This is a genomic window from Streptomyces sp. NBC_01264, assembly GCF_026340675.1.
Classification (GTDB): Bacteria; Actinomycetota; Actinomycetes; order Streptomycetales; family Streptomycetaceae; genus Streptomyces.
This window is the reverse complement of the sequence record NZ_JAPEOX010000002.1, coordinates 1,642,711-1,665,887: the sequence shown is the minus strand read 5'-3', so window position 1 is coordinate 1,665,887 and position 23,177 is coordinate 1,642,711. Positions and strand designations below refer to the sequence as shown.

Genomic DNA, 23,177 nt, shown 5'->3' with positions numbered 1-23,177 from the left:
TCGGCCGACAAGATCCGAAAGAGACGGCCTAGGCGTGTTCGAGAGGACCGCCGAGCCGACACCCCGAGCGAACGCCGCGCCCGCGCGGGGCGGGCTGTTTCAGGGGAGAGGTGGCGAGAGCACGGGCGGGGTGGGGACCTGGGGGCGCATGGAAACGGTGGGAGGGATGCTCCACGCGGGCTCTGCCGAGAGGTAGGTGTCGCTTCCCACGAGACGGTCGCCTTCGGCCCCGCCGGGTTCGTAGATTCCGTACTCCAGGAGCATGCCGGTCGCCGGGTCGAGGACCATCCTCCAGGCCCGCTCGTCGCTCCGCATCTCCACGGCCGTTCCGGTGCGCCCGGCGGCGTCCTTGACCGGTCCCACGAGCGTGATGCCCGGAGTGTCGGCGAGCACCTCGAACAGCGCGCCGCGTACGGCCGGTTCGAGCGGTGCCGAGCACAGCAGGTTCACAGCCTGGTTGAAGAGGAGGTCCGGCGCCACCGCGCCGTCATCTGTCAACCGGGCCCGGAGCTCTTGCGCGTCCGTCGGCAGGGAGGGGAGCTCGTCCCAGGTGATGTCCTTCTGGCCGGTCTCGCCGATCCGCCACGAGTAGACCTCCGGCGGGGGGGAACTCCACCACGGGGCTGCCTTCGCTGTTCTGGCCGACGCTGCGGTTGCGCCCGATCCAGGAGGTCCTGATCTGCGAGGAGGGTTCCGTCCGGGAGCGCACCTTCCAGTACGGGGCCTGCGGCAGCGAGCGCTCGTTCGCGGTCACCGCGACCTCCCGCAGGAAGTCGGCCGCCGTGGCGGTCGCGGTGGGACCGTGCCCGACCACCGGGTAGACGGCGACACCGATGGCGATGACCGCGACGGCGGCGGCCGACACGAGCAGGCGCTGGAGGCGACGGCGGCGTACGGCGGTACGAGGCGGGACGGCGTCCACCGGACTCCCCGCCTCCGCGGCCTCCGCGGCGACGGCTGCGCGCACCGCCGTCAGCGCGGCTTCCACCGCCCGCGCGCTCGGCGGAGCTACGTCACCTGCCGCTCGTACGCCGTCCGCGCCGGGGAAGTCGAGTACGTCGTGCTCGGTCATGCGGGATCTCCTGTCAGACGAGGGGTGTGCGCAACCTGCTGCATGACGGCCCGCACCCGGGACCGGGCCCGGTGCAGCCGGGACCGGGCGGTGCCCGGCGGTATGCCGACCACAGCGGCGGCATCGGCGGGGGTGAGCTGCTCCCATGCGACGAGCAGCAGGAGTTCCCGCTCGACATGGGGAAGTCCGGCCATCGTGCTCCGCAGCAGCGGTCCGACGGCGGCGGCGTCGAGCCGCTGGCCGACGGCGTGCCAAGGGTCGCTGGCCCGCTCGTTCGAGGCGGGCAGCTGCTGCTCCCGGTCGATGCGGCGCCAGTGTGCGGCGAGCACGTTCCGTGCCACACCGAACAGCCAGGTCCTGGCCGTCCCCAGCACAGGGTCGAAGCTCTCGCGGCTGCTGAACGCCTGCTGCCACACCTCCGCGAGCAGATCATCGGCCGCGGCCGGCGCGCGGCGCACCAGGTAGCCGTGCAGTACGCCCGACATCCTGACCACCAGCACTTCGAACGCCCCGGCGTCCCTTGCCGAGCGGTCCAACAATCTGTCGTCCGTCTCCGTATCCACCGAGCCACCTCTCCCCAGCCGCGCACGTCACGACCTCACCCCGTACTTGTCAGAAGAGGCAAAAGCGTTCGCGCGCCCTGCCGCGCAGTCTCGCTGAAGACAGCGCCGGGCCCGGTGGAACGACCACCGCAAGGCGATGGACGGGATCTCTGGGCCGTCGCCGGGCGGCTGCGCCGGTCAGTCCTTCGGCGGGGCCAGGCGGGCCACCACGTCGGCCAGGTCCTCGCAGACCTCTTCGATCTTCAGGCGGATGTTCTCCTGCTCCGTGACGAGGGCCGCCAGCAGCAGCGCGGTGAGGGCAGCCGCTCCGTTGAGCGCCTGGAGGTTGACCATGACCTCGAAGAGGGTGTGGCCGGCGAACGGTCCGGTGCGGTCGGTCGCCGCCGTGATCGCGATGACGGACACGAGCAGGGCGCACGGTGCGCTGCCGGGGAGCCGGAAACGCACTGCGGCCCAGATGAGCAGGGGGAAGACGAGGAAGAGCAGGGACAGGGAGCTGCGGCTGGCCGTGAGGGTGACGGCGCCGACCGTGACCGCCAGAGCCGCCGCCTCGGCCACCCGGTACGCGTCCCGGGGCAGCCGGGCCCGGGGCAGGACCAGCAGCAGCGGGGTCACCAGGAGGATGCCCATCGTGTCGCCGGCCCACCAGGCGGACCACACCGGCCAGAAGCTCGGCAGCGGCAGGTCGCCGGTGAGCACGAGCGTCCAGGTGCCGATGGTGGAGCTGATCAGCATCGGCGCCAGGCCGCCGAGGAAGACCAGCGCCAGCCCGTCCCGCAGCCGGTCCAGTTCGGGGCGGAAGTCCGCCCGGCGCAGCAGCGCGTAGGCGCACAGCGGAGCGAGGGTGTTGCCCGCGAGGATGCCGAGATCCACGAGATCGAAGGTACTGATCCGCTCGATGGCGAGGTACGTCCCGAGCGCGATGCCCGGCCAGATCCGGGGCCCGAACCACAGCAGACAGGCGAGCGCGATCCCGGTGGGCAGCCACAGGGGCGTGACGACCGCACCCTCGACGCTCACGTGCAGCAGCAGGCCGAGCCGACCGGTCGCGTAGTAGGCGACGGCGACCCCGAGGATCCGGAGGAGGGCTTCGCCCGGACGTCGCCATTCCACGGTGCGCACCACTGCATCAGACAACGGCCCGGGCGCCTCGGCAGGGCGTGACACGCGTGGACGGGTTGCCGGTTGCCGGGGGTCGGTTGTCGGGGGCGGGGGCAGGGGAGGGTCAGCGGGGCCCGGCCGCGTCGTGGCTGAGGACGAGCACCGCGGCGTCGTCGGCGTGGCCGGTGAAATCGGCCACCTTCATCACCTCGGCGGCCAGCTCGTCGGGATCGGTCCCCGCCGCCTGCCCGAGGATCCGGGCCACGCGCTCCAGCCCCACCTCGATCGGGAACGACGGCCCCTCGACCACCCCGTCGGTGACCAGGACGATGGAACCCGCCTCCGTCAGCCTCCGGCGGGTCACCGGGTACCGGGCACCGGCGACCGTGCCCAGCGGAGGGCCGCCGGCGTCCTCGGTGACGCCGTACCGGCCGTCGACGGTGGCCCAGACGGTGGGGACGTGGCCGGCCCGGGCCGTCTGGAGCTCCCACGTACGCGGATCGAAGCGGAGCAGACTACAGGTCGCGAACAGCTCGCTGTCCATCGAGAGCAGCACGTCGTTGGCCTGGCTCAGCACCTCGCCGGGATCGAGGACGACGGCGGCCACGGCGCGCAGACACACCCGGACCTGCCCCATGAAGGCGGTGGCCGCCACATCGTGCCCCTGTACGTCGCCGATGGAGAAGGCGATGGCCCCGCCCGCCACCCGGAAACCGTCGTACCAGTCACCGCCGATCTCCAGACCGCGCCGGGCGGGCGCGTACCGGGCCGCGATCCTCAGCCCCGGCACCACGGGCAGGGAAGAGGGCAGCAACTCGCGCTGCAGGGCCTCGGCCAGCTCCACCCGGGCCTGCTGCAGCTCGGCGCCCTCCCGAGCCTGGGCGGTGAGCCGGCCCAGCATGCTCAGCAGATCCGCGCTGTCGGGCCGGGCAGGCCGGCGCGGGTTCACGGACCGCTCCGCGATACGTCCATGTGCCCCTGCTTCCGCTGCGCGAAAGACCCGGGCCCATCATATTTCGGCTCGGCGCGCGGCGCGCAGGTGGCCGGGGTGCCGGGGCCGGGGAACCGCGGTGCCGGGGAGGCTCCGGGGCCTTCAGGCCGTCCGGAACAGCCGGCCGTAGTCCGTGATCGGGGTGGTCGGGGTGGCCGCCGCGCGCAGGGCCGCCCAGAGGAGGGTCTGGTTCGCGGTCAGGACCGGGCGTCCCAGGGTGGCCTCCAGGGCCGCGATCGCCCCGACGGCGCGGAACCCGTTGCCGCCGATGACCACCGCCTCCGCCGTGTCGGGGACCTGCGCGGACACCCAGTCGTGCAGGGCGCGCGGCCCGATGAGGGTCTGCCCGCTGGGCAGGCCGCAGGGCGCGGCGTACGGGACCTCGAACCCGGCGTCCTCGTAGTAGCCCCGGCCCAGGTCGCTCAGGGTCTCGTCGAACCACGGCGGGTCCACGAGGGCGAGCCGGCCCACGTCCAGCGCCCGGAGCGCCTCGGCGGTGGCGGCGCAGGTGGCGACCACGGGCAGCCCGTGGGTGCGCTCGCGCAGCCGGTCCAGCATGTACCCCTCCCCGCGCGGGCCGATGACGTAGGCGGAGCTGGTGAAGGCGTAGGCGATCACCGACACCGGGGCGGCCGCCAGCAGCTCGGCGGCGTCGTCCAGGTGCGGGGGCTCGGCGAAGGCCCGTACGGGGGCGAGCGGAATGGTGGCGTCCATCGCGCCGCCGCGCCCCATCGCACGGAACGGCACCCGGGCGGTGTGCAGGCCCACGTCGGCCGGAGCCATGGCGCGCAGCTCCGACTCGGGGCCGACATCGGCGTGCGGGGTGAGGACGCCGAGGCGGACGCGCACGTCCCACCCGTCGGGCTGCCACATCGCGTGTTCCTCTCGGAGGCCGGGAGATACGGGAGATCTTCCACTGTGTCACCGGTCGGCCCGCCGGGGCGCCCGGCCGCGCCGCCGCCCCGTGCGGGACCGTGGGGTCCCTCCCGGATATCCACAGGGTCGACGGGATCCGGGCGGATGTGTCCGAGGAGGTCGCTAGGCTTCTGGGATGACCCCTTCGGAAGTAGCCGTCGAGATCCCCGACGCCCAGCAGGTGCTCCACCGCGTCTTCGGGTACGACTCGTTCCGCGGCGAGCAGCAGCAGATCATCGAGCACGTCGCCGGCGGTGGCGACGCGCTGGTGCTGATGCCCACCGGCGGCGGCAAATCGCTCTGCTACCAGATCCCGGCGCTGGTCAGAGCGGGCACCGGAGTGGTGATCTCCCCGCTGATCGCCCTGATGCAGGACCAGGTGGACGCCCTCAACGCGCTCGGGGTGCGGGCCGGGTTCCTCAATTCGACGCAGCTGTCCGACGACCGGCGCGCGGTCGAGCAGGCCTTCCTCGCCGGCGAGCTCGACCTGCTCTACCTGGCGCCCGAGCGGCTGCGCACCGAAGGGACGCAGCGGCTCCTCGACCGGGGCACGGTCTCGCTCTTCGCCATCGACGAGGCGCACTGCGTCGCCCAGTGGGGCCACGACTTCCGGCCCGACTACCTCGCGCTGTCGATGCTGCACGAGCGCTGGCCGAAGGTGCCCCGGATCGCGCTGACCGCGACGGCCACCGAGTCCACGCACGCCGAGATCGCGGCGCGCCTGGGCCTGGAGGAGGCCCGCCACTTCGTGGCCGGCTTCGACCGGCCGAACATCCAGTACCGGATCGTGGCGAAGAACAACCCGGTCAAGCAGCTGCTGGAGCTGATCCGCACCGAGCACCCCGGGGACGCCGGGGTCGTGTACTGCCTGTCGCGGGCGTCGGTGGAGAAGACGGCGGCCGCCCTGGTCGAGCAGGGCATCGATGCCGTGCCCTACCACGCGGGCATGGACTCCCGGGCGCGCGCGGCGAACCAGTCGAAGTTCCTGCGGGAGGACGGGGTCGTGGTGGTGGCCACGATCGCGTTCGGCATGGGCATCGACAAGCCGGACGTGCGCTTCGTGGCCCACCTGGACCTGCCCAAGTCGGTCGAGGGCTACTACCAGGAGACCGGCCGCGCCGGCCGCGACGGTGAGCCGGCGACCGCCTGGCTGGCGTACGGGCTCCAGGACGTGGTGCAGCAGCGCAAGATGATCGAGGGCTCCGAGGGCGACGAGGCGCACCGCCGTGCGCTGGCCGGACACCTGGAGGCGATGCTCGCGCTGTGCGAGACGGTCGGCTGCCGCCGGGTGCGGCTGCTGGCGTACTTCGGGCAGACCGGCGCGCCGGACTGCGGGAACTGTGACACCTGCCTGACGCCGGCCGAGTCCTGGGACGGGACGGTCGCGGCGCAGAAGCTGCTGTCCACGGTGTGGCGGCTGGCCAAGGAGCGCCGGCAGAAGTTCGGCGCCGGCCAGATCATCGACATCCTCCAGGGCAAGAAGACGGCCAAGGTCATCCAGTTCGACCACGACGGGCTCAAGGTGTTCGGCATCGGGGCCGACCTGGGCACGAACGAATGGCGCGGGGTCGTCCGGCAGCTGCTGGCGCTCGGACTGCTGGCGGTGGAGGGCGACTACGGCACGCTGGTGCTGACCGAGGCCAGCGGCGAGGTGCTGGGCGGCCGCCGGAGCGTGCCGATGCGCAAGGAGACGGCGCCGGCGCCCGGCTCCTCCCGCAGGGAGTCCGGCGGATCGCGCTCCGGGAAGGGCGGCCGGGTACCGGTCGACCTGCCGGCGGCCGCCGTGCCGGTGTTCGAGTCCCTGCGCGCATGGCGCGCCGAGACCGCGCGGGAGCAGGGCGTGGCGGCGTACGTCGTGTTCCACGACGCGACGCTGCGGGAGATCGCGACGCAGCTGCCCGCGACGGTAGCGGAGCTGGGCACGATCAACGGAGTCGGCGAGGCGAAGCTCGCCAAGTACGCCGAGGGCATCCTGAAGACCCTGGGCGGCGCTCGGCCCGAGCCGGGAGCGGGTGGCCCGGCGGCGGAGACCGCGAGCGCCCCGGCGCCGGTCCCGCCGCCCGCCCCGGCCGCCACCGCCCGGGCCGTCCCGCCCGCCGCGGCCACCCCGGTGGTCGTGCCCGCCCCGGCCGCAGCCCCGCCCGCCCAGGCGCAGCCGGACCCGCGTGCGGGGGAGTCGCTCTTCGGCCCGGAGGACGAGGACATCGACCCGCCCTGGGACGACTGGGAGTAGGCGACCGGGAGCGGCGGTCCGGCCCCGCCCGGCCGGGTCGGGGAGGGGCGACCGCCCCGTCCGGCCCGACACAGCGCCGGTCGGCTGAGGCTCGGATAGGGTGAATCGGAAGGAATCGGGCCCCCTGGGGTGAGGTCGGCGCATTGGACACGTACCAGGAGACGAGCGAGGTACCGGACCAGCCGGTGGCTGCTGTCGGGTACGCGGGCGTGCTGAGCGAGCTGCTGCCGATCGCCCTGTGGCGGGAGGACGCCGACGGGCTCGTCATCGAGTGGTCGCTGGCCGCCCAGGACCTGCTCGGCCACCGCCCCGAGGACATCCTCGGCCGCCCGGGCTCCGATGTGCTCGTCCCCGACGCCAACCACGAGCTCGCCGACCAGCTGACCCGCCGGGTCCAGGCCGGGGAGACGGTCGTCGGCACGCTGCCCGTGCGCCACCGCGACGGACACCAGGTCGCCATGGAGATGTGGATCCTGCCCTCCCCGGATCCGCAGGGGCGCACCGGTTCCATGCTCATCGCCGTGGAGACCTCCGAGGTCCTGCGGATGCGCGATTCGCTCGCCGCCCTGCAGAGCCTGTTCACCCAGTCGCCGATCGGCCTCGGCACCCTCGGCCCGGACCTGCGCTTCCTGCGCGTCAACGACGCCCTGGCCCGGATGAACGGGGTGTCCGCCGCCGAGCACGTGGGCAAACGGCTCACCGAGGTCGTGCCCGGGGTCAACGCCGCCGCACTCGAACGGCTCATGCGCAAGGTGCTGGAATGCGGCTCCGCCGTCGTGGACGTCCGCCGCACCGGCCGCACCCCCGCCGACCCCGACCACGACCGGACCTGGTCCTGCTCCTACGCCCCACTGGTGGACGGCTCCGGGCGGCGGCTCGGCCTGATCGCCTCCCTCATCGACATCACCGACGGGCAGCGCGCCCAGGCGGAGGCGGAGCGGGCGCGCAGCAGGTTCGCCCTGCTCGCCGAGGCCGGTACCCGCATCGGCACCACGCTGGACCTGAAGCAGACGGCCCAGGAGCTCGTGGAGGTGCTGGTACCGCAGCTCGCGGACTCGGCCGACGTACAGCTCCTGGAAGCCGTACTGGATCCGGACGAGGCCGGCGCGTCCACCCGGGGCCTGCTGCGCCGGCTGGCCGCCCTCTTCCCGGACCCGGCCGCACCCACCGCCAAACTCGTCGCCGGGCAGACCTTCCAGATCCCGGCCCACACCGCCTACGAGCAGGTCATCACCGAGGGCCAGGCCATGAACCTCTTCACGGCCGACATCCCGGCCCTGATCAAGGATCCGCGCGCGGCCGCGCTGCGCGCCTACCTGGCCACCCTCGGCTGCGCCCGGATGGTTCCGCTGGTGGCCCGCGGCCAGGTGCTCGGGGTGGTGGTGGTGACCCGGGTGCGCGGGCGCGACGTCTTCGACCACGAGGACTGCGTGCTCATCGACGAGGTGGCCGCCCGCGCGGCCCTGAACATCGACAACGCCCGGATGTACACCACCCAGCGCGCGGCGGCCCTGACGCTGCAGCGGAGCCTGACCAACAACGCGCTGCCCGAGGTCGCCGGCCTGGAGCTGACCGGCCGCTACCTGCCGGCCAGCGACCACGACGTCGGCGGCGACTGGTTCGACGTGATCGAGCTGCCGGACGGCCGGACCGGCCTGGTGATCGGCGACGTGATGGGCCACGGCATCCACGCGGCCGCGGTCATGGGCCAGCTGCGGACCGCCGTACGGACCCTGGCGCGGCAGCAGGTGACCCCGGAGCAGATGCTCCGCTCGCTGGACGCGGTGGTGGCCGACCTCGGCGAGGACGAGATGGCCACGTGCGTCTACGCCGTCCACGACCCGCTGACGGGGGCGTGCGTCATCGCCCGCGCCGGCCACCCGCCGCCGGCCGTGGTCACGGCGGCCGGGGCGGTGACCTTCCTGGAGGGCCCGCCGGGAACCCCGCTCGGCACGGGCGGACGGGAGTTCCGCACGGAGGAGGTCCGGCTCGCCCCGGGCAGCCTGCTCGTGCTCTACACGGACGGCCTGATCGAGTCCCGGGATCGGGACCTGGACGAGGGGATGGCGGGACTGGCGGGCGCCCTGAGGGGGGCGGGGGAGCCGCTTGAGGTCCTGTGCGACACGATCCTGGAGCGCCTCCTCCCGGAGGCCCCGCAGGACGATGTGGCGGTGCTGCTGGCCCGGATGCGATGATTGCACTAGCGCAATAATGGATTGCCCCTAGTTCAATCCCGGGCTATCTTCTCCTCATGTCTGCCAAGTCGCCGTCCCCCATCACGCTCACGGGCCGCCACGTCCGCCTGGAGCCGCTGACCCGGAGCCACCTCCCCGACCTGTACGAGGCCGGCGGCCGCGACGAGGAGGTCTGGCGCTGGCAGGGCGGCCCCGCGCCGCGGACGCGGGAGGAGCTGGGCGCCAGGCTCGACGCCGTGCTCGAGGGCGACTACCTGCCCTTCGCCGTCGTCCACCTCGAGAGCGGCAAGGCCATCGGCTGGACCACGTACCTCGACATCAGCCCGGACCACGAACGCCTGGAGATCGGCTGGACCTGGTACGGACGCGCGTACTGGCGCAGCGCCGTCAACACCGAGGCCAAGCTGCTCCTGCTCACCCACGCCTTCGAAGACCTCGGCATGGGCCGGGTCCAGCTCAAGACGGACCACCTCAACACCCGCTCCCAGGCCGCGATCACCCGCCTCGGAGCGCACCGCGAAGGCGTCCTGCGCCGCCACCGCCGCCGACCGGACGGCACCTGGCGCGACACCGTGTACTTCTCCCTGCTGGCCGAGGAATGGCCGGAGGCCAAGGCCCGGCTCGCCGCCCGCCTCTAGGCCGTCTCTTTCGGATCTTGCCTGGCCCGCGCCGCCCGGCACCGCGCCTCGCCGCACTGCCGCGGCACCCGAGTACGTCCAGTACGCGGGAGCCCCGGCAGCGCGCCGAGGCACGGCACCGGACGACGCGGCCTGACCGGCAAGATCCGAAAGAGACGGGTGTATTGATCACGAGCGTTGTTGACAGTCGGTAGGTCTTGAACATGGCGAAGACCTCCGGTGTGGTGGGAGCTGTCTAGGAACCCATTGCGCAACGGAGGTCTTCGTGTCCCACCGTAATGCCCGGCTGACCGTCTTCGGTAGGCGACTGCTGGTCGAACGTGTCGGCTCCGGCCGCCCTGTCGCGCATGTCGCGGCCGAGATGGGCATATCCAGGGCCACCGCTCACAAAGGGGTCCGACGCTGGCGCACGGAAGGCGACGCGGGACTGGCCGACCGTTCCAGCCGCCCGCGCACGACACCCCACCGGACACCCGCCGCGGTCGAAGCCCGGGTCTGTGAACTCCGGCGAAGCCGCAAGCTCGGCCCTGCCCGGATCGGGCCGATCCTCGACCTGCCCGCCTCAACCGTGCACCGGATCCTGGTCCGGCACGGCCTGCACCGCCTGGCCTGGCTGGACCGGCCCACCGGCGAGCCGGTCCGCCGCTACGAACGCGACCGGCCAGGCGAACTCGTTCACGTCGACATCAAGAAACTCGGCAACATCCCCGACGGCGGCGGATGGCGGGCCGTGGGCCGGACAGCCGGCGACCGCAACCGGCAAGCCACCACCGACCAGCGCAGAAGCAGCACGCCGGTGATCGGCTACTCCTACATCCACTCCGCCGTGGACGACCACTCCCGCCTCGCCTACAGCGAGGTCCTGGCCGACGAGCGGCAGGACACCGCCGCCGGGTTCTGGCAGCGGGCCAACACCTTCTTCGCCGCCCACGGCATCACCGTCGAACGCGTCCTGACGGACAACGGCGCCTGCTACAAGTCCAGGCTGTTCACCCAGACCCTGGCCTCAGCCGGCATCACCCACAAGAAGATCAGGCCCTACCGGCCCCAGACCAACGGCAAGGTCGAACGCTTCAACCGCACCCTCCTCGACGAATGGGCCTACCTGCGGCCCTACACCTCCAACGACGAGCGGACAGCAGCGCTGGCAGACCTCCTCCACACCTACAACCACCACCGCTGCCACACCGCGCTCGCAGGCAAGCCACCCATCAGCCGCGTGAACAACGCCGCGGGTCAATACACCTAGGCCGATCCGCCCCCGCTACCAGGCCAGGTCCTCCAGGGCGTCCAGGTCCACGACGGCCGGGGGCGCCGGCTCCCCCGCGCCCGTCAGGGGGAGCTCCGCCCAGATCACCTTGCCGCGGTCCGTGTAGCGGGTGCCCCAGCGCTCCGCGTACTGGGCGACGAGGAACAGGCCGCGTCCGCCCTCGTCGGTGGTGGCGGCGTAGCGCAGGTGCGGCGAGGTGCTGCTGCCGTCGGAGATCTCGCAGATCAGGGTGCGGTCCCGGAGCAGCCGGACCCGGATCGGCGGGGTCCCGTAGCGGATGGCGTTGGTGATCAGCTCGCTCAGGATGAGCTCGGCGGTGAAGGTGACGTCCCCCAGGCCCCACGCGGTGAGCTGCGCGGAGCCCGCCCGGCGGACCCGGGACACGTCCGAGGGGTCCGGGAGCACCTCCCACTCCGCGATCCGGTCGGCCGGGAGCCGCCGGGTGTCGGCGATGAGCAGCGCGATGTCATCGCTCGGCGCCGGGAACAGCAGCGCGGCCAGGACGTCGGCGCAGGCCTGGTCGGGGCTGCGGTCCGGCCGGGACAGGGCCTCGGTGAGCAGGGCCAGTCCGGTGTCGAAGTCCCGGTCGCGGTCCTCCAGCAGCCCGTCGGTGAACAGCACGAGCCGGCTCTCCTCGGGCAGCTTCAGCTCCACCGCCTCGAAGGGCATCCCGCCGACGCCCAGCGGCAGCCCGATCGGCAGCTCGGGGTACTCGACCCCGCCGTCGGGCCCGACCAGGGCCGGGCCGGGGTGGCCCGCGCTGGCCATCGTGCAGCGGCCGGACACCGGGTCGTACACCGCGTAGAGGCAGGTGGCGCCGGTGACGCCCGCGGACTCGCCCTCCCCGGCGCCCTCGTCGGCCGAGGACTCGTCCTGGTCGATCCGGTCGATCAGCTCGTCGAGGTGGCCCAGCAGCTCGTCGGGCGGCAGGTCGAGGGTGGAGAAATTGTGCACGGCGGTCCGCAGCCGGCCCATGGTGGCGGCGGCGTGCACCCCGTGCCCCACCACGTCGCCGACGACCAGCGCGACCCGGGTCCCGGCGAGCGGGATCACGTCGAACCAGTCCCCGCCCACCCCCGCCTTCGCGGGTAGGTACCGGAAGGCGACGTCCACGGCGCTCAGATCGGGCAGCACCCGCGGCAGCAGACTGCGCTGGAGGGTCACCGCCACCGCGTGCTCGCGCGTGAAGCGGCGGGCGTTGTCGATGGAGACCGCGGCCCGCGCCGCCAGCTCCTCGGCGAAGGACAGGTCCTCCCCGTCGAAGGGCTCGGGGGTGTCGGCCCGCCAGAAGTTGGCCATGCCGAGCACCACCCCACGGGCCTGGAGCGGTACGCAGATCAGCGAGTGCAGCCCGTACTCCAGCGCCACCCGGGTGCCGTCGTGGTCCTGGGCCCGCCAGCCGAAGGCGGTGTTCAGATCGGACGCGAGCACCGCCCGCCCGGCGTCCAGGGCCGCCGCCATCGGCGCGGTCGGCACCACGAAGCGGATCACGTCGCCCACCGGCTGGAGCGGCGAATCGACGCGGATCCCGCTGATGGCGGCCCGGTGCATCTCGGTGTGCGCCCCGCCGCCGGGCTCCTCCCCGCGCAGCACCGGCTCCAGCAGCTCGACGGTGACGAAGTCCGCGAACCGCGGGACGGCGACCTCGGAGAGCTCCTCGGCGGTGCGCACCACGTCCAGGGTGGTACCGATGCGCACACCGGCGTCGTAGAGCAGCTGGAGGCGGTCGCGGGCGACCGCGGCCCGGCCGGAGAGCGCGGCGAGCTCGGTGGAGTCCCGCAGGGTGGTCACGGTGCCCGTCGGGCGGCCCCCGTGGGGCTTGGTCGGGCGGACGTTCACGGCGAGGAGCCGGTCGCCCGACCGGTGGACCTCGTCGGTGGCGGCCCGCCCGGAGGCCAGCAGCGCGGCCGTCGGCGGATCGAGGCCGAGCTCGCCCACGTGCCGCAGCTCGGCGTCGGCGGGCAGGTCGAGGAGGCGGCGGGCCTCGTCGTTGGCGAGCAGCAGCCGGCCTTCGGCGTCGATGATCAGGACGCCCTCGCGGACGGCGTGCAGGACCGCCTCGTGGTGTTCGTTCATCCGGGTCATCTCGGCCTCGCCGAGGCCCCGGGTCTGGCGCCGCAGCCGGCGGCTGACGAGGGCCGCGCCGCCGGTGCCCAGCAGCAGGGCGCCGGTGGCCGCGCCGAGGAGCAGGGGCAGCTGGGCCTCCACCACGTCGCCGACGTTCTCGACCTCGATGCCGGTGGCGACCAGGCCGACCACCGCGCCCGCGGAGTCCCGTACGGGGACCACGGCGCGGACCACGTCGCTCGGCTTCCCCTCGAAGGTCTCGGTGAAGGCCTGCCCGGCCGCGGCGCGGGAGAGGTCGCCGGTGGCGCGTTGCCCGATCAGCTCGGGCTGGGAGTCGGTGAACCGGATCCCGTCGGTGGTCATGACGGCGATGAAGTCGACGCCCGAGCCCCGGCGGGCGCCCTCGGCCAGCGGCTGGAGCGCGGCCGTGGGATCGGCGGACTCCAGGGCCGCCGGGAGGCCGGGGGCGTGCGCGAAGGCCTCGGCGGCGGCGAGTGAGCGGTTGCGGGCGTCGCGCTGACTGTCGTACCGGGCCTGGACGAACAGGGCCGTGGCGGCGGCCGTGATCAGCACCAGCACGAGGACGGCCTGAAGGGCGAAGACCTGGCCGGCGACGCTACGGGCACCGAGCGAGAGGTGCGCGGACAGCCGGGAGCGTCCGGGCCCGGTTCCGGGTGGGGACCCGTCCTCGGGCGGGGGCCTGTCCTCGGGCGCTCCCTCGGAGCCCCTGGCTAGGCCAAAACGTCCGGTCATGAGCCATTTCTAACACTGTCGGCGTGGTTTGGGGGAGGCCCCAGGGGCCCCAGGGGCCCCAGGGGCCCCAGGGGCCCCAGGGGCCCCAGGGGTCCTGGGGGTCCTGGGGGTCCTGGTGCGGTGGCGGCCGCGCGGTACGCACGGGGGCTCGTGCCGACGTACGAGGTGAAGTGCTGGCGGAAGGTGACCTCGCTGGCGAATCCCGCCCGCCGGGCCACCTCGGTGACCGGATGATCGGTGCGCTCCAGCAGTTTGCGGGCTTCGTCCAGGCGGTGGCCCAGGAGCCATTTGTGCGGGGTGGTTCCGGTGGCCGCGGCGAAGTGCCGGGCGAAGGAGCGCGGTGACATCCCGGCCCACCGGGCCAGGGTGGCCACGTCCAGCGCCTCGTGCAGCCGCCCGAGCGCCCGCTCCCGTACGAGGGCCAGTGCCTCGGCGGTCCGGTCGGCGAGCGGGGTCGGGCGGTCCAGGTACTGGGCGTGCTCGCCGGTGCGGAAGGGGCCGGTCACCATCGCGCGGGCGATGGCCGCGGCGGCCTCGGAGCCGTGGGCCTCGCGGACCAGGTGCAGGCAGAGGTCGATGCCGGAGGCGACTCCGGCGGAGGTCCACAGCCCGTCGTCCCCGACGTAGAGCGGGGCCTCCTCGACGCGCACGGCGGGGTACCGGCCCGCCAGCGCCGGGGCCAGCGACCAGTGCGTCACGGCCCGGCGGCCCGCCAGCAGCCCGGCCTCGGCGAGAATGAAGGCCCCGGCGCACAGGGCGGCCACGGGGATGCCCCGGGCGTGGGCGTCCCGCAGGGCGGCGAGGACCGGCTCGGGCGTCAGATCACAGGGCCGGTCCAGCGCGGGGACCACGACGAGGTCGGCGGTGGCGAGCCAGTCGAGCCCGCGGTCCGGGGTCAGGGAGAGCCCGCCGGGGAGCGGGATCGGGCCGGTGGCGAGGGCGCACCGGCGCAGCTCGAAGGGCGGTACCCCGCGGTGGCCGCGGTCGTGCCCCCAGACCTCGGTGATGACGGCCAGGTCGAAAGCGCGGATGCCGGGCTGGACGACGATCGCGACGCGGTGCATGGCCGAGAGTCTGCCACGCAGGTCCGGCCGAAGGGGAGGGCCGGACCCCCGGCGGATGCCGCCGCGAGGCCCCCGACCTGGGGCGGAGCCCCGCTGCGGAGTTCGCCGGGCCCGAACTGCCACGGTGGCAGGATCCCATCGGTTCGTGGGCCGGTCGGCACTGGTTCGAGGGACGCCGGCCGCCCAGGATGAGGGCATGACGACGAACGAGACCGTGATCGACACCGAGAACGACACCGTGAACGACACCGAGATCGCGGCGAACAGCGCCCTGCTCGTCATCGACGTCCAACAGGGCTTCGACGACTCCGACTTCTGGGGGCCGCGCAACAACCCCGCCGCCGAGGAGAACATCGCCGCGCTGATGGACGCCTGGGAGCAGACCGGCCGCCCGGTCGTGCTCGTGCAGCACGCTTCCCGTACCCCCGGCTCGGTCCTGGCGCCGGACCAGCCCGGTTACGCCTTCAAGGAGTTCGTCGCCGAGCGGGCCGACGGGGCCGCGCTGCACATCACGAAGTCCGTGAACTCCTCCTTCTACGGCACCCCGGACCTGGCCGACTGGCTCACCGCCCAGGGTGTCGGTCAGCTCGTCGTCGCCGGCATCCAGACGAACATGTGCGTCGAGACCACGGCCCGGATGGCGGGGAACCTGGGGTACGAGGTCCTCGTGCCGCTCGATGCCACGCACACCTTCGACCTGGCCGCCGGACCGGGCCCGGGCGCACCCCGCCTGACGGCGGACCAGCTCGCCACGGCGACCGCGGTCAACCTCCAGGGCGGCGACTTCGCCCGGATCGTCACCACCGCGGAACTCGTGACCGCGGCCCGCACCGCGGCTCCGGCCGCTGCGCGGGCCTGACCCTGCCGCGGTGTGCCGCTGCGCGGGGCGGAGTTCCCCTACCCGCCCTTCCACCGTTCCCTGGGGCGCAGCCCCAGGAGGGGTCCGGGCGCAGCCCGGGGAACGGTGGAAGGGCGGGTAGGGGACAGCCCCGCAGGGCCGCCCTGCCCCGAGGACCGGGAACGCCGGAGGCCCGGACCCCCCGTCAGGGGATCCGGGCCTCCGGGCAGGGCGGACGCCTCGTCAGAGGACGTCGCCCGCGATGATCTCCGCGACCCGCTCGAGCAGCGGCCCCGCGTTCGGGATGGACACCGCCGGATCCGGCTCCAGATCCGTGAGCGGGTAGGCCTTCCGGATCCCCGCCGCCTCGAGCGCCTCCTGCGTCAGCAGCAGCCGGCCGCAGACCGCCACCACCGGCTTGCCCGCCGCACGGGCCGCCGCCGCGACACCGGCCGGAGCCTTGCCGTGGAGGGTCTGCTCGTCCAGCGAACCCTCACCGGTGATGACCAGCGTGGCCCGCTCCAGCGCCGGCGCGAAGCCGAGCACCTCCAGCATCAGCTCGATGCCGGGGCGGAACGAGGCACCGAGCAGCAGGGCCCCGTAGCCGATGCCGCCCGCTCCGCCCGCGCCGGGCGACACCGCGGCCTCGGCGGCCAGGGAGCCGATCGACTTCTCCAGTACCACCGCGAAGTGCGCCAGCGCCGCGTCCAGCGTCGCCACGTCCTCGGGCGACGCCCCCTTCTGCGGGCCGTAGACCGCCGGAGCGCCCTTCGGACCCGTCAGAGGGTTGTCCACGTCGCTCGCCAGGACGAAGTCGATCTCCTTGATGCGGGGGTCGATGCCCGACAGGTCGGCCGAGGCCAGCCCGGCCAGCGCGCCGCCGCCCGGACCGACGGGTTCACCGTTCGCGTCCAGGAACACCGCGCCCAGCGCGGCCAGCATGCCCGCACCGCCGTCGGTGGTGGCGCTGCCGCCCACACCGAAGACGATCGAGCGCGCTCCCGCGTCGAGTGCGGCCTTCAGCAGTTCGCCGGAGCCGTAGGTGGTCGCCGTCAGCGGGGCGAAGACACCCGCCGGCAGCAGCTGGAGGCCGGAGGCCTCCGCCATCTCGACCACCGCGGTGCCCTCGCGCAGCGCGAAAGCGGCCGTGACCTGGTCACCGAGCGGTCCGGTGACCCGTACCTCCCGGCGTTCGAAACCGGCCGCCACAGCGGCCGCGACCGTACCGTCGCCGCCGTCCGCGACGGGGAGGGTCTCGATCTCCACGCCCGGTACGGCCTTGCGAAGGCCTGCCGTGACCCGCTCCGCGACCTGAACGGCCGTGAGCGAGCCCTTGAATTTGTCCGCGGCGATGAGCACGCGCGCGGTCTCAGTTACTGCTCCGTCCGTCACCTTGCTAATCCCTTGCTATCGAACAGTGCAGTCGCGCCACCCATGAGCCTATCCGGAGGATCCTCCTATGCCCATGCGTGGCCTGGGCCACACCCGGCGCGGCATGCCCCTAAATATGGATATACGCCTGCATAGTGTGGCCGCATGAGCACGGATTCACTGGAACAGTCACGTCCGGATTCCCCAGGTGGCGGGTCCGCGGGCCCCGGCCGCGGCGCCGGCGGCGCCGACGGCACGGACGGGACGCCCGACCTCACGGTCGTGGTGATCGGAGTGGTCTGCGTCCTGGCCGTGGTCGGATGGGCGGCCCTGGGCAAGAGCTCCTTCGACTCGGCGTCGAGCAGCGCGCTGGCCTGGGTGCTGAGCAACTTCGCGTGGCTCTTCGTGATCGCCGCCGATGTGTTCCTCGTCATGTGCGTCGTGCTCGCGATCAGCCGCTTCGGCCGGATCCGCCTCGGCAAGGACGACTCGGAGCCGGAGTTCACGAACCTCGCGTGGATCGCGATGATGTTCAGCGCGGGCATGGGCATCGGGCTGATGTTCTACGGGGTGGGCGAGCCGCTCACCCACTACCTGAACCCGCCCCCGGCCTCGGGTGCGGCCCCCGGCACCGGCGACGCCGCCCGCGCCGCGCTCGACTACTCCTTCTTCCACTGGACCCTCACGCCCTGGGCGATCTACGGCATCGCCGGCCTCGCGCTCGCCTACGCGACCTTCCGCAAGGGCCGCGGCAACCGCCTCAGCTCCGCCTTCGTCCCCCTCATGGGCGAGGAGCGCGCCAACGGCTGGCAGGGCAAGGCCATCGATCTGCTCGCCGTCTTCGCGACCGTCTTCGGCACCGCCACCAGCCTCGGCCTCGGCGCCCTTCAGGTGGCCAAGGGCCTCAACATCACCACCGGCATCGAGGACTCGACGACGGTCGAGCTGATCATCATCGGATCGCTGTCCGCCGCCTTCGTGCTCTCCGCCTTCTCCGGGCTGCACAAGGGCGTCAAATGGCTCAGCACGATCAACATCGTGCTCGCCGCGGCCCTGATGACCTTCGTCTTCGTCCTCGGCCCGACCGTCTACATCCTCGACGTGATCCCGGCGAGCGTCGGCAGCTACCTGCACGAACTGCTCCCGATGGCCACCCGTACCGGCGCCTTCACCGACAGCGAGTGGCTCGGAGCGTGGACGATCTTCTACTGGGCGTGGTGGCTCTCCTGGGCGCCCTTCGTCGGCACCTTCATCGCCCGCATCTCGCGCGGCCGCACCATCCGCGAGTTCCTCGTCGGCGTGCTCCTGGTCCCCAGCGGCGCCACCGTCGTCTGGTTCTGCGTCATGGGCGGCACCGCGATCCGCCTCGACTCCACCGGCGTCGCCGACATGGCCGCCAAGGCCAAGGAGGGCACCGAGGCCTCGCTCTTCGCGATGCTCGACGCGCTCCCGCTCGGCACGGTCACCTCGTGGATCGCGATGCTCCTGGTGATGACGTACTTCGTCACCAGCGCCGACTCCGCCTCCCTCGTCATGGGCTCCCTCACCAGCCGCGGCTCCCTGCACCCGCCGACCTGGCTCGTGGTCACCTGGGGCGTGCTGATGGCCGCCGTGGCCGCCGTACTCCTCGTCGCGGGCGGCCTGAAGTCCCTCCAGACGGCCACCATCCTGGTCGCGCTGCCCTTCGTGGTGGTGATGCTGGTCCTGTGCTGGGCCCTGGTGAAGGAACTGCGGGCGGACCCGGGCGCGGGCCCCGTCCGCCACCACCCCCTGCACGGGATGCGGGACGCGGTCAAGGCCATGGTCGGCGACGCCATCACCGAACACGGCCCGGCCCGCCACCCCCGCCTGCGGCGCGTGGCGGAGTCGAGGAACCGCGACCGCGAGGACGGCACGGGCGGCGGAACCGGCGGCGGTTCCGGCGGCGGGTCCACCCCGGAAGGGTGATCCCCGCGGGCCCGGGGCGGCTGGGTAGGGTTGCGCGGTGACCACCACGGATGACTACGCCACCTACATCGCGAGCCTGCCCCGGGTGCTGGCCGGCGCGGCCGCCCTCTTCCGGGACGCCGAGGGCCGGGTGCTCCTCGTGGAGCCCAACTACCGGGAGGGCTGGGCCCTGCCCGGCGGCACGATCGAGTCGGACACGGGGGAGTCCCCGCGCACGGCCGCCCGCCGGGAGAGCGCCGAGGAGATCGGCATCGACGTGCCGCTCGGCCGGCTGCTCGCCGTCGACTGGTCCACCGGCCCGGGCCGGCCCCCGCTCGTCGCCTACCTCTACGGCGGCGGCGTGCTCGATGCCGCACAGCTCGCCTCCATCAAGCTCCAGGAGGAGGAGCTGCTCTCGTGGCGGCTGGTGGATCCGGCCGCGCTGACGGACCATCTGCTCGGATCCCTGGGCCTGCGCACCCAGGAGGCGTACCGCGTACTGCAGTCCGGCGAGGGCACCGTGGAGCTGGAGAACGGCCGCAGGTCGCAGGCCTCGTAGCCGCTTCCACGCGCCTTCCGCTCGTTATTCCGTGCCTACACCGAGCAGGACAGAATTCAGCAGATGATCACGATGTACGCCTGGCCCAGTACCGCGGACGGGCCCGACGCCCTGCCCATGGTCCACTTCACCACCGATCAGCAGGAGAGCGGCGAGGTCACCCCCGAGGGGGTGCCGGTCTGGATGTTCGACACCGCGATCCGCGACGGCGGCTGGGCGCAGTTCACCGACTTCGAGGCCTGGTCCGCACCGGCCGAGGGATGGCAGGCCTTCTACCGCCGCGAGGACGACGTCCTCGCCGTCACCGGCCCCGGTTCCTGCGAGGGCTGGTACCAGGGCGGCCTCGGCGCCGACGCCGACTGGGTGGGCGCGGCCGCGGCCCAGCAGAGCGTGGTCCTGCTCGCGGCCCCCGTCCAGCACCCGTCCCTGTACGGCTACGCGGTCGAGGCCGGCGCCGCCTTCGCGCTGCTGGTCCCGCTGGTGGTGATCTAGCCGGTCCCTCCAGGGCGTCCACATCCACGTGGACCGCCGGCCCCTCGTCCCCGCCTCCGAGGTGTGGTGTCCCCGCCCCCTTGCGACAATGGGCCCATGACCGGCACGGGGCCCGAGGGCCCGGGGCGCTACGGCGAGCGGGTCTTCCGCCCCGAGGCTGCGGGCGAAGGAGACCGGATCGACCTAGGCTCCCTCACCTACGACGCCACGACCATGTCCCGGCTGCGACGGCTGGGAGTGGGCCCGGGCTGGACCTGCCTCGACATCGGGGCGGGCACCGGGACGGTGGCGCGCCGGCTGCTGGAGGAGGCGGGGGTCGCGGAGGTACTCGCCGTGGACCGGGACGTACGGTTCCTCACGGCGCACCCGGTGCCGGGGCTGACTCCGCTCCAGGCGGACGTCACCGCGGAGGGATTCGCCCCGGGGCTCTTCCGGCTGGTCCACGCCCGGTTCGTCCTCATGCACCTGCCGGATCGGCCGCGGCTGATCTCGCGGCTCGGCGAACTCCTCGTCCCCGGCGGGGTCCTGGTGATCAGCGACGCCGTGGACCTGACGACGGACTCCGCGCCCCGCACCCCGTACGGCGACGCGATGCGGGCCATGTGGCGCGCGCTGCGCGACGGCATCGGGACGGACGTGTCGAGGGTGGTCGACCACCCCGAGCTGCTGGAGGCGGCGGGGCTGGAATCGGTGGCGGCCGAGATCCACGTACCACCGCTGCTGCCGGGCAGCGCGATCAGCCGGTTCTGGGCGGACACCTGGGACCGGGCCCGGACGGACATGCTGGCGACGGGGCTCCTCGACGAGGACCGGCTCGCCGAGGCCGTGCGGCTGCTGGGGTCACCGGCGTACGCCGGGCTGTCGCCCGGCATGCTCACGGCCTGGGGCTGGAAGCCCGGGGGGCCGGGGGCGCCCGGAGTCACTCGGGGGTAGGCCGACCCCGAAAGTGCGGGAGTTCGCCGAGCGGGTGGTCGCCCCGGGCCGCACCGCGGCCGAGCTGGAGGGCGACGGCGCCAACCCCGGGCGGCGGACGGGCCCTAGAGCTGCTCGGCCCCGGACTCGAAGGCCAGCAGTCGCACCTTGCGGTCGATGCCGCCGCCGTAGCCGGTCATGGAGCCGGAGGCTCCGATGACGCGGTGGCACGGGACGATGATGCCGACCGGGTTCTTGCCGTTGGCGAGCCCGACCGCGCGGGAGGCGTTCGGCTTGCCGAGCTTGGCGGCCAGCTCCCCGTAGGACCAGGTCTGCCCGTAGGGGATCCGTACGAGCTGCTCCCACACGCTGCGCTGGAACTCGGTGCCCTCCAGCCGGACCGGCAGGTCGAAGGCGGTGAGCTCCCCGGCGAAGTACGCGGTCAGCTGCCGCAGCACCTCCGGGAAGGGGGCCTCACCGGCCGCGACGCGTTCCCCGAAGGCCTCCTCGGCCGGGCGGTGACGCTGTCCGGTCATGTAGAGGCCGCACAGGACCCCGTCGGCGGCGACGAGGGTCAGCGGCCCGTAGGGACTGTCCACGACGGTGTGCTGCTTGGTACTGGTCCTGGTGCTGCTGCTCATGACGGCTCGTACTCCTCGGAAGTTCGGTTGGGTCGGACGGCCAGACGGCCAGACGGCCAGGCGGCCGGATGGTCAGGCGGGCAGGACGTTGATGGCGTGGTCCTCGGTGGCCCACAGGTACTGCACGGCGTACGCGCGCCAGGGCCGCCAGTGCGCCGCGCGGGCGGTCAGCGCCGCGGGCGTGGAGGGCAGGCCGAGCCCCTGCGCGGCCCGCCGGATCCCCAGGTCGGCCGGGATGAAGGCGTCCGGGTCGCCCAGGGCCCGCATCGCGATGATCTCGGTGGTCCACGGACCGAAGCCGGGCAGCGCCCCCAGCCGTGCGCGGGCCGCCTCCCAGTCGCTGTCGATCCCGAGCGGGAGCGAGCCGTCGGCGAGGGCCGAGACGAGCGTGGTGAAGGTGGTGCGCCGGCTGCGCGGCAGGGCGAGCGACTCGGGATCGATCCCGGCCAGGGCCTGCGAGGTGGGGAACAGGTGCGTCAGCCCGCCCTCGGGGTCGGGGTCGGCCACCGGCTCGCCGTGGGCGCGCACCAGACGCGCCGCGTGCGTACGGGCCGCCGCGGTCGACACCTGCTGCCCGAGGACCGCCCGTACGGCGAACTCCTCCGCGTCGACCGTACGCGGCACCCGGCGCCCGGGAGCCTTGGCCACGAGCGGGGCCAGCAGCGGGTCGGCGCTGAGCTGCTCGTCGACGGCCTCGGGGTCCGCGTCGAGGTCCAGGAGCCGGCGGCAGCGGCTGATGGCGATGGTCAGGTCGCGCAGGTCGGTGAGGGCGAGCCGGCAGCCGATGTGGTCGGGCCGCGGGGTGAGGGCGACGACGCCGGTGCCGTACGGGAGCCGCAGCGTGCGGCGGTAGGCGCCCGCCCGCCACTCCTCGACCCCGGGTACGGCGGTCGCGGCGAGGTGGCCGAAGAGGTTGTCGGGGGTGAGCGGGGCGCGGAAGGGGAGCCGCAGGCTGATGGTGCCGGGCACCTGGGCGGCTCCGGGACCCGGGGCGGTGCCCCGGGTCGCCGCCCGCGCCCGGAGCTCGCTCGGGGCCAGGGCGAACACCTCGCGGACGGTGTCGTTGAAGGTCCGGATCGAGGAGAACCCGGCGGCGAAGGCGATGTCGCCCATCGGGAGCCCCGAGGTCTCGATCAGCAGCCGGGCGGTCTGCGCGCGCTGGGCCCTGGCCAGGGCGAGGGGCCCGGCCCCGAGCTCGGCGCCGAGCTGGCGCTCCACCTGGCGGGCGGAGTACCCGAGCCGGGAGGCCAGCCCCGGGACGCCCTCGCGGTCGACCACGCCGTCCTGGATCAGGCGCATGGCCCGGGCGACGGCGTCGGCGCGGGCGTTCCACTCGGGGGAGCCGGGGGAGGTGTCGGGCCGGCACCGCTTGCAGGCGCGGTACCCGTTCTGCTGGCAGGCGGCGGCGCTGGGCAGGAAGGTCATGTTCTCGACCTTGGGCGGTACGGCGGGGCAGCTGGGGCGACAGTAGATCCCGGTGGTCCTGACGGCGGTGAAGAACCAGCCGTCGAACCGCGCGTCCTTCGATTGGACGGCCCGTACGCAACGCTCCGTGTCGGTGTACATGGCTCCCATC

20 protein-coding genes are annotated in these 23,177 nt (G+C 73.5%); 9 read left to right on the top strand and 11 right to left on the bottom strand.

What is annotated here, in order from left to right; genetic code table 11:
• Positions 1-99: 99 nt before the first annotated feature.
• The 6 genes from OG435_RS40555 to OG435_RS40530 all read right to left on the bottom strand — a co-directional run bounded on the left by OG435_RS40555 (position 100) and on the right by OG435_RS40530 (position 4,600).
• A complete protein-coding gene (locus tag OG435_RS40555; RefSeq protein WP_266885059.1) occupies positions 100-480 on the bottom strand; it encodes a hypothetical protein in 381 nt (126 codons plus the stop codon).
• A 7-nt stretch (positions 481-487) separates the two neighbouring features.
• The gene (locus OG435_RS40550) at positions 488-1,072 is read right to left on the bottom strand and encodes a hypothetical protein (RefSeq protein ID WP_266885057.1); all 585 of its coding nucleotides are present in this window, start codon (positions 1,070-1,072) and stop codon (positions 488-490) included.
• Positions 1,069-1,635 (bottom strand): RNA polymerase sigma factor, encoded by a 567-nt coding sequence (locus OG435_RS40545; RefSeq protein WP_266885055.1) that lies wholly within the window; start codon positions 1,633-1,635, stop codon positions 1,069-1,071. The genes OG435_RS40550 and OG435_RS40545 overlap by 4 nt, the downstream gene beginning before the upstream one ends.
• A gap of 177 nt (positions 1,636-1,812) precedes the next feature.
• On the bottom strand, positions 1,813-2,760 hold the full coding sequence (locus OG435_RS40540; protein WP_266886526.1) for an MASE1 domain-containing protein: 948 nt from the start codon (positions 2,758-2,760) through the stop codon (positions 1,813-1,815).
• Between the two features lie 100 nt (positions 2,761-2,860).
• Positions 2,861-3,685 carry a PP2C family protein-serine/threonine phosphatase gene (locus OG435_RS40535; RefSeq protein ID WP_266885053.1) on the bottom strand — a complete coding sequence of 275 codons (825 nt, stop codon included), beginning with the start codon at positions 3,683-3,685 and terminating at the stop codon, positions 2,861-2,863.
• A gap of 144 nt (positions 3,686-3,829) precedes the next feature.
• Positions 3,830-4,600, bottom strand: a complete 771-nt coding sequence (locus OG435_RS40530; RefSeq protein WP_266885051.1) for a maleate cis-trans isomerase family protein — start codon at positions 4,598-4,600, stop codon at positions 3,830-3,832.
• A 178-nt stretch (positions 4,601-4,778) separates the two neighbouring features.
• Between OG435_RS40530 and recQ the strand changes: the two genes are divergently transcribed.
• The 4 genes from recQ (at position 4,779) to OG435_RS40510 (ending at position 10,957) form a co-directional block, all read left to right on the top strand.
• Positions 4,779-6,875 (top strand): DNA helicase RecQ, encoded by a 2,097-nt coding sequence (gene recQ, locus OG435_RS40525; protein WP_266885049.1) that lies wholly within the window; start codon positions 4,779-4,781, stop codon positions 6,873-6,875.
• A 143-nt stretch (positions 6,876-7,018) separates the two neighbouring features.
• Positions 7,019-9,070, top strand: a complete 2,052-nt coding sequence (locus OG435_RS40520) for a SpoIIE family protein phosphatase (RefSeq protein WP_266885047.1) — start codon at positions 7,019-7,021, stop codon at positions 9,068-9,070.
• A gap of 56 nt (positions 9,071-9,126) precedes the next feature.
• Positions 9,127-9,708, top strand: coding sequence for a GNAT family N-acetyltransferase (locus OG435_RS40515; protein WP_266885044.1), 582 nt, complete (start codon positions 9,127-9,129; stop codon positions 9,706-9,708).
• A 265-nt stretch (positions 9,709-9,973) separates the two neighbouring features.
• Positions 9,974-10,957, top strand: a complete 984-nt coding sequence (locus OG435_RS40510; RefSeq protein WP_266885041.1) for an IS481 family transposase — start codon at positions 9,974-9,976, stop codon at positions 10,955-10,957.
• Positions 10,958-10,972: 15 nt separating this feature from the next.
• On the opposite strand, the gene OG435_RS40505 is transcribed toward OG435_RS40510, so the two are convergent.
• Together OG435_RS40505 and OG435_RS40500 are read right to left on the bottom strand one after the other, a co-directional pair.
• Positions 10,973-13,798, bottom strand: coding sequence for a SpoIIE family protein phosphatase/ATP-binding protein (locus OG435_RS40505; RefSeq protein ID WP_266885039.1), 2,826 nt, complete (start codon positions 13,796-13,798; stop codon positions 10,973-10,975).
• Complete coding sequence (locus OG435_RS40500; RefSeq protein ID WP_266885037.1) at positions 13,795-14,862, bottom strand: GlxA family transcriptional regulator; 1,068 nt, start codon at positions 14,860-14,862, stop codon at positions 13,795-13,797. Before OG435_RS40500 ends, OG435_RS40505 begins: the two co-directional genes overlap by 4 nt.
• 196 nt (positions 14,863-15,058) lie before the next feature.
• Here OG435_RS40500 and OG435_RS40495 point away from each other — a divergent pair, with 196 nt between their 5' ends.
• Complete coding sequence (locus tag OG435_RS40495; protein WP_266885035.1) at positions 15,059-15,721, top strand: cysteine hydrolase family protein; 663 nt, start codon at positions 15,059-15,061, stop codon at positions 15,719-15,721.
• A gap of 222 nt (positions 15,722-15,943) precedes the next feature.
• Here the strand turns inward: OG435_RS40495 and OG435_RS40490 are convergent, their stop codons facing one another.
• Positions 15,944-17,092 carry a glycerate kinase gene (locus tag OG435_RS40490; protein WP_266885033.1) on the bottom strand — a complete coding sequence of 383 codons (1,149 nt, stop codon included), beginning with the start codon at positions 17,090-17,092 and terminating at the stop codon, positions 15,944-15,946.
• 144 nt (positions 17,093-17,236) lie between these two features.
• Between OG435_RS40490 and OG435_RS40485 the strand changes: the two genes are divergently transcribed.
• From OG435_RS40485 to OG435_RS40470, 4 genes are all read left to right on the top strand, one after another.
• Entirely contained in the window at positions 17,237-19,018 is a 1,782-nt protein-coding gene (locus OG435_RS40485; RefSeq protein ID WP_266885031.1) for a BCCT family transporter, read from the top strand.
• A 37-nt stretch (positions 19,019-19,055) separates the two neighbouring features.
• Complete coding sequence (locus tag OG435_RS40480) at positions 19,056-19,556, top strand: NUDIX domain-containing protein (RefSeq protein ID WP_266885029.1); 501 nt, start codon at positions 19,056-19,058, stop codon at positions 19,554-19,556.
• A gap of 63 nt (positions 19,557-19,619) precedes the next feature.
• The gene (locus OG435_RS40475; RefSeq protein ID WP_266885027.1) at positions 19,620-20,048 is read left to right on the top strand and encodes a hypothetical protein; all 429 of its coding nucleotides are present in this window, start codon (positions 19,620-19,622) and stop codon (positions 20,046-20,048) included.
• Positions 20,049-20,144: 96 nt separating this feature from the next.
• The gene (locus OG435_RS40470) at positions 20,145-20,981 is read left to right on the top strand and encodes a class I SAM-dependent methyltransferase (protein WP_266885025.1); all 837 of its coding nucleotides are present in this window, start codon (positions 20,145-20,147) and stop codon (positions 20,979-20,981) included.
• 104 nt (positions 20,982-21,085) lie between these two features.
• Here the strand turns inward: OG435_RS40470 and OG435_RS40465 are convergent, their stop codons facing one another.
• Positions 21,086-21,601: a methylated-DNA--[protein]-cysteine S-methyltransferase gene (locus tag OG435_RS40465; RefSeq protein ID WP_266885022.1), complete on the bottom strand. Its 516-nt coding sequence runs from the start codon at positions 21,599-21,601 to the stop codon at positions 21,086-21,088.
• A gap of 72 nt (positions 21,602-21,673) precedes the next feature.
• Positions 21,674-23,167, bottom strand: a complete 1,494-nt coding sequence (locus OG435_RS40460; protein WP_266885020.1) for an AlkA N-terminal domain-containing protein — start codon at positions 23,165-23,167, stop codon at positions 21,674-21,676.
• Between the last annotated feature and the right edge of the window lie 10 nt (positions 23,168-23,177).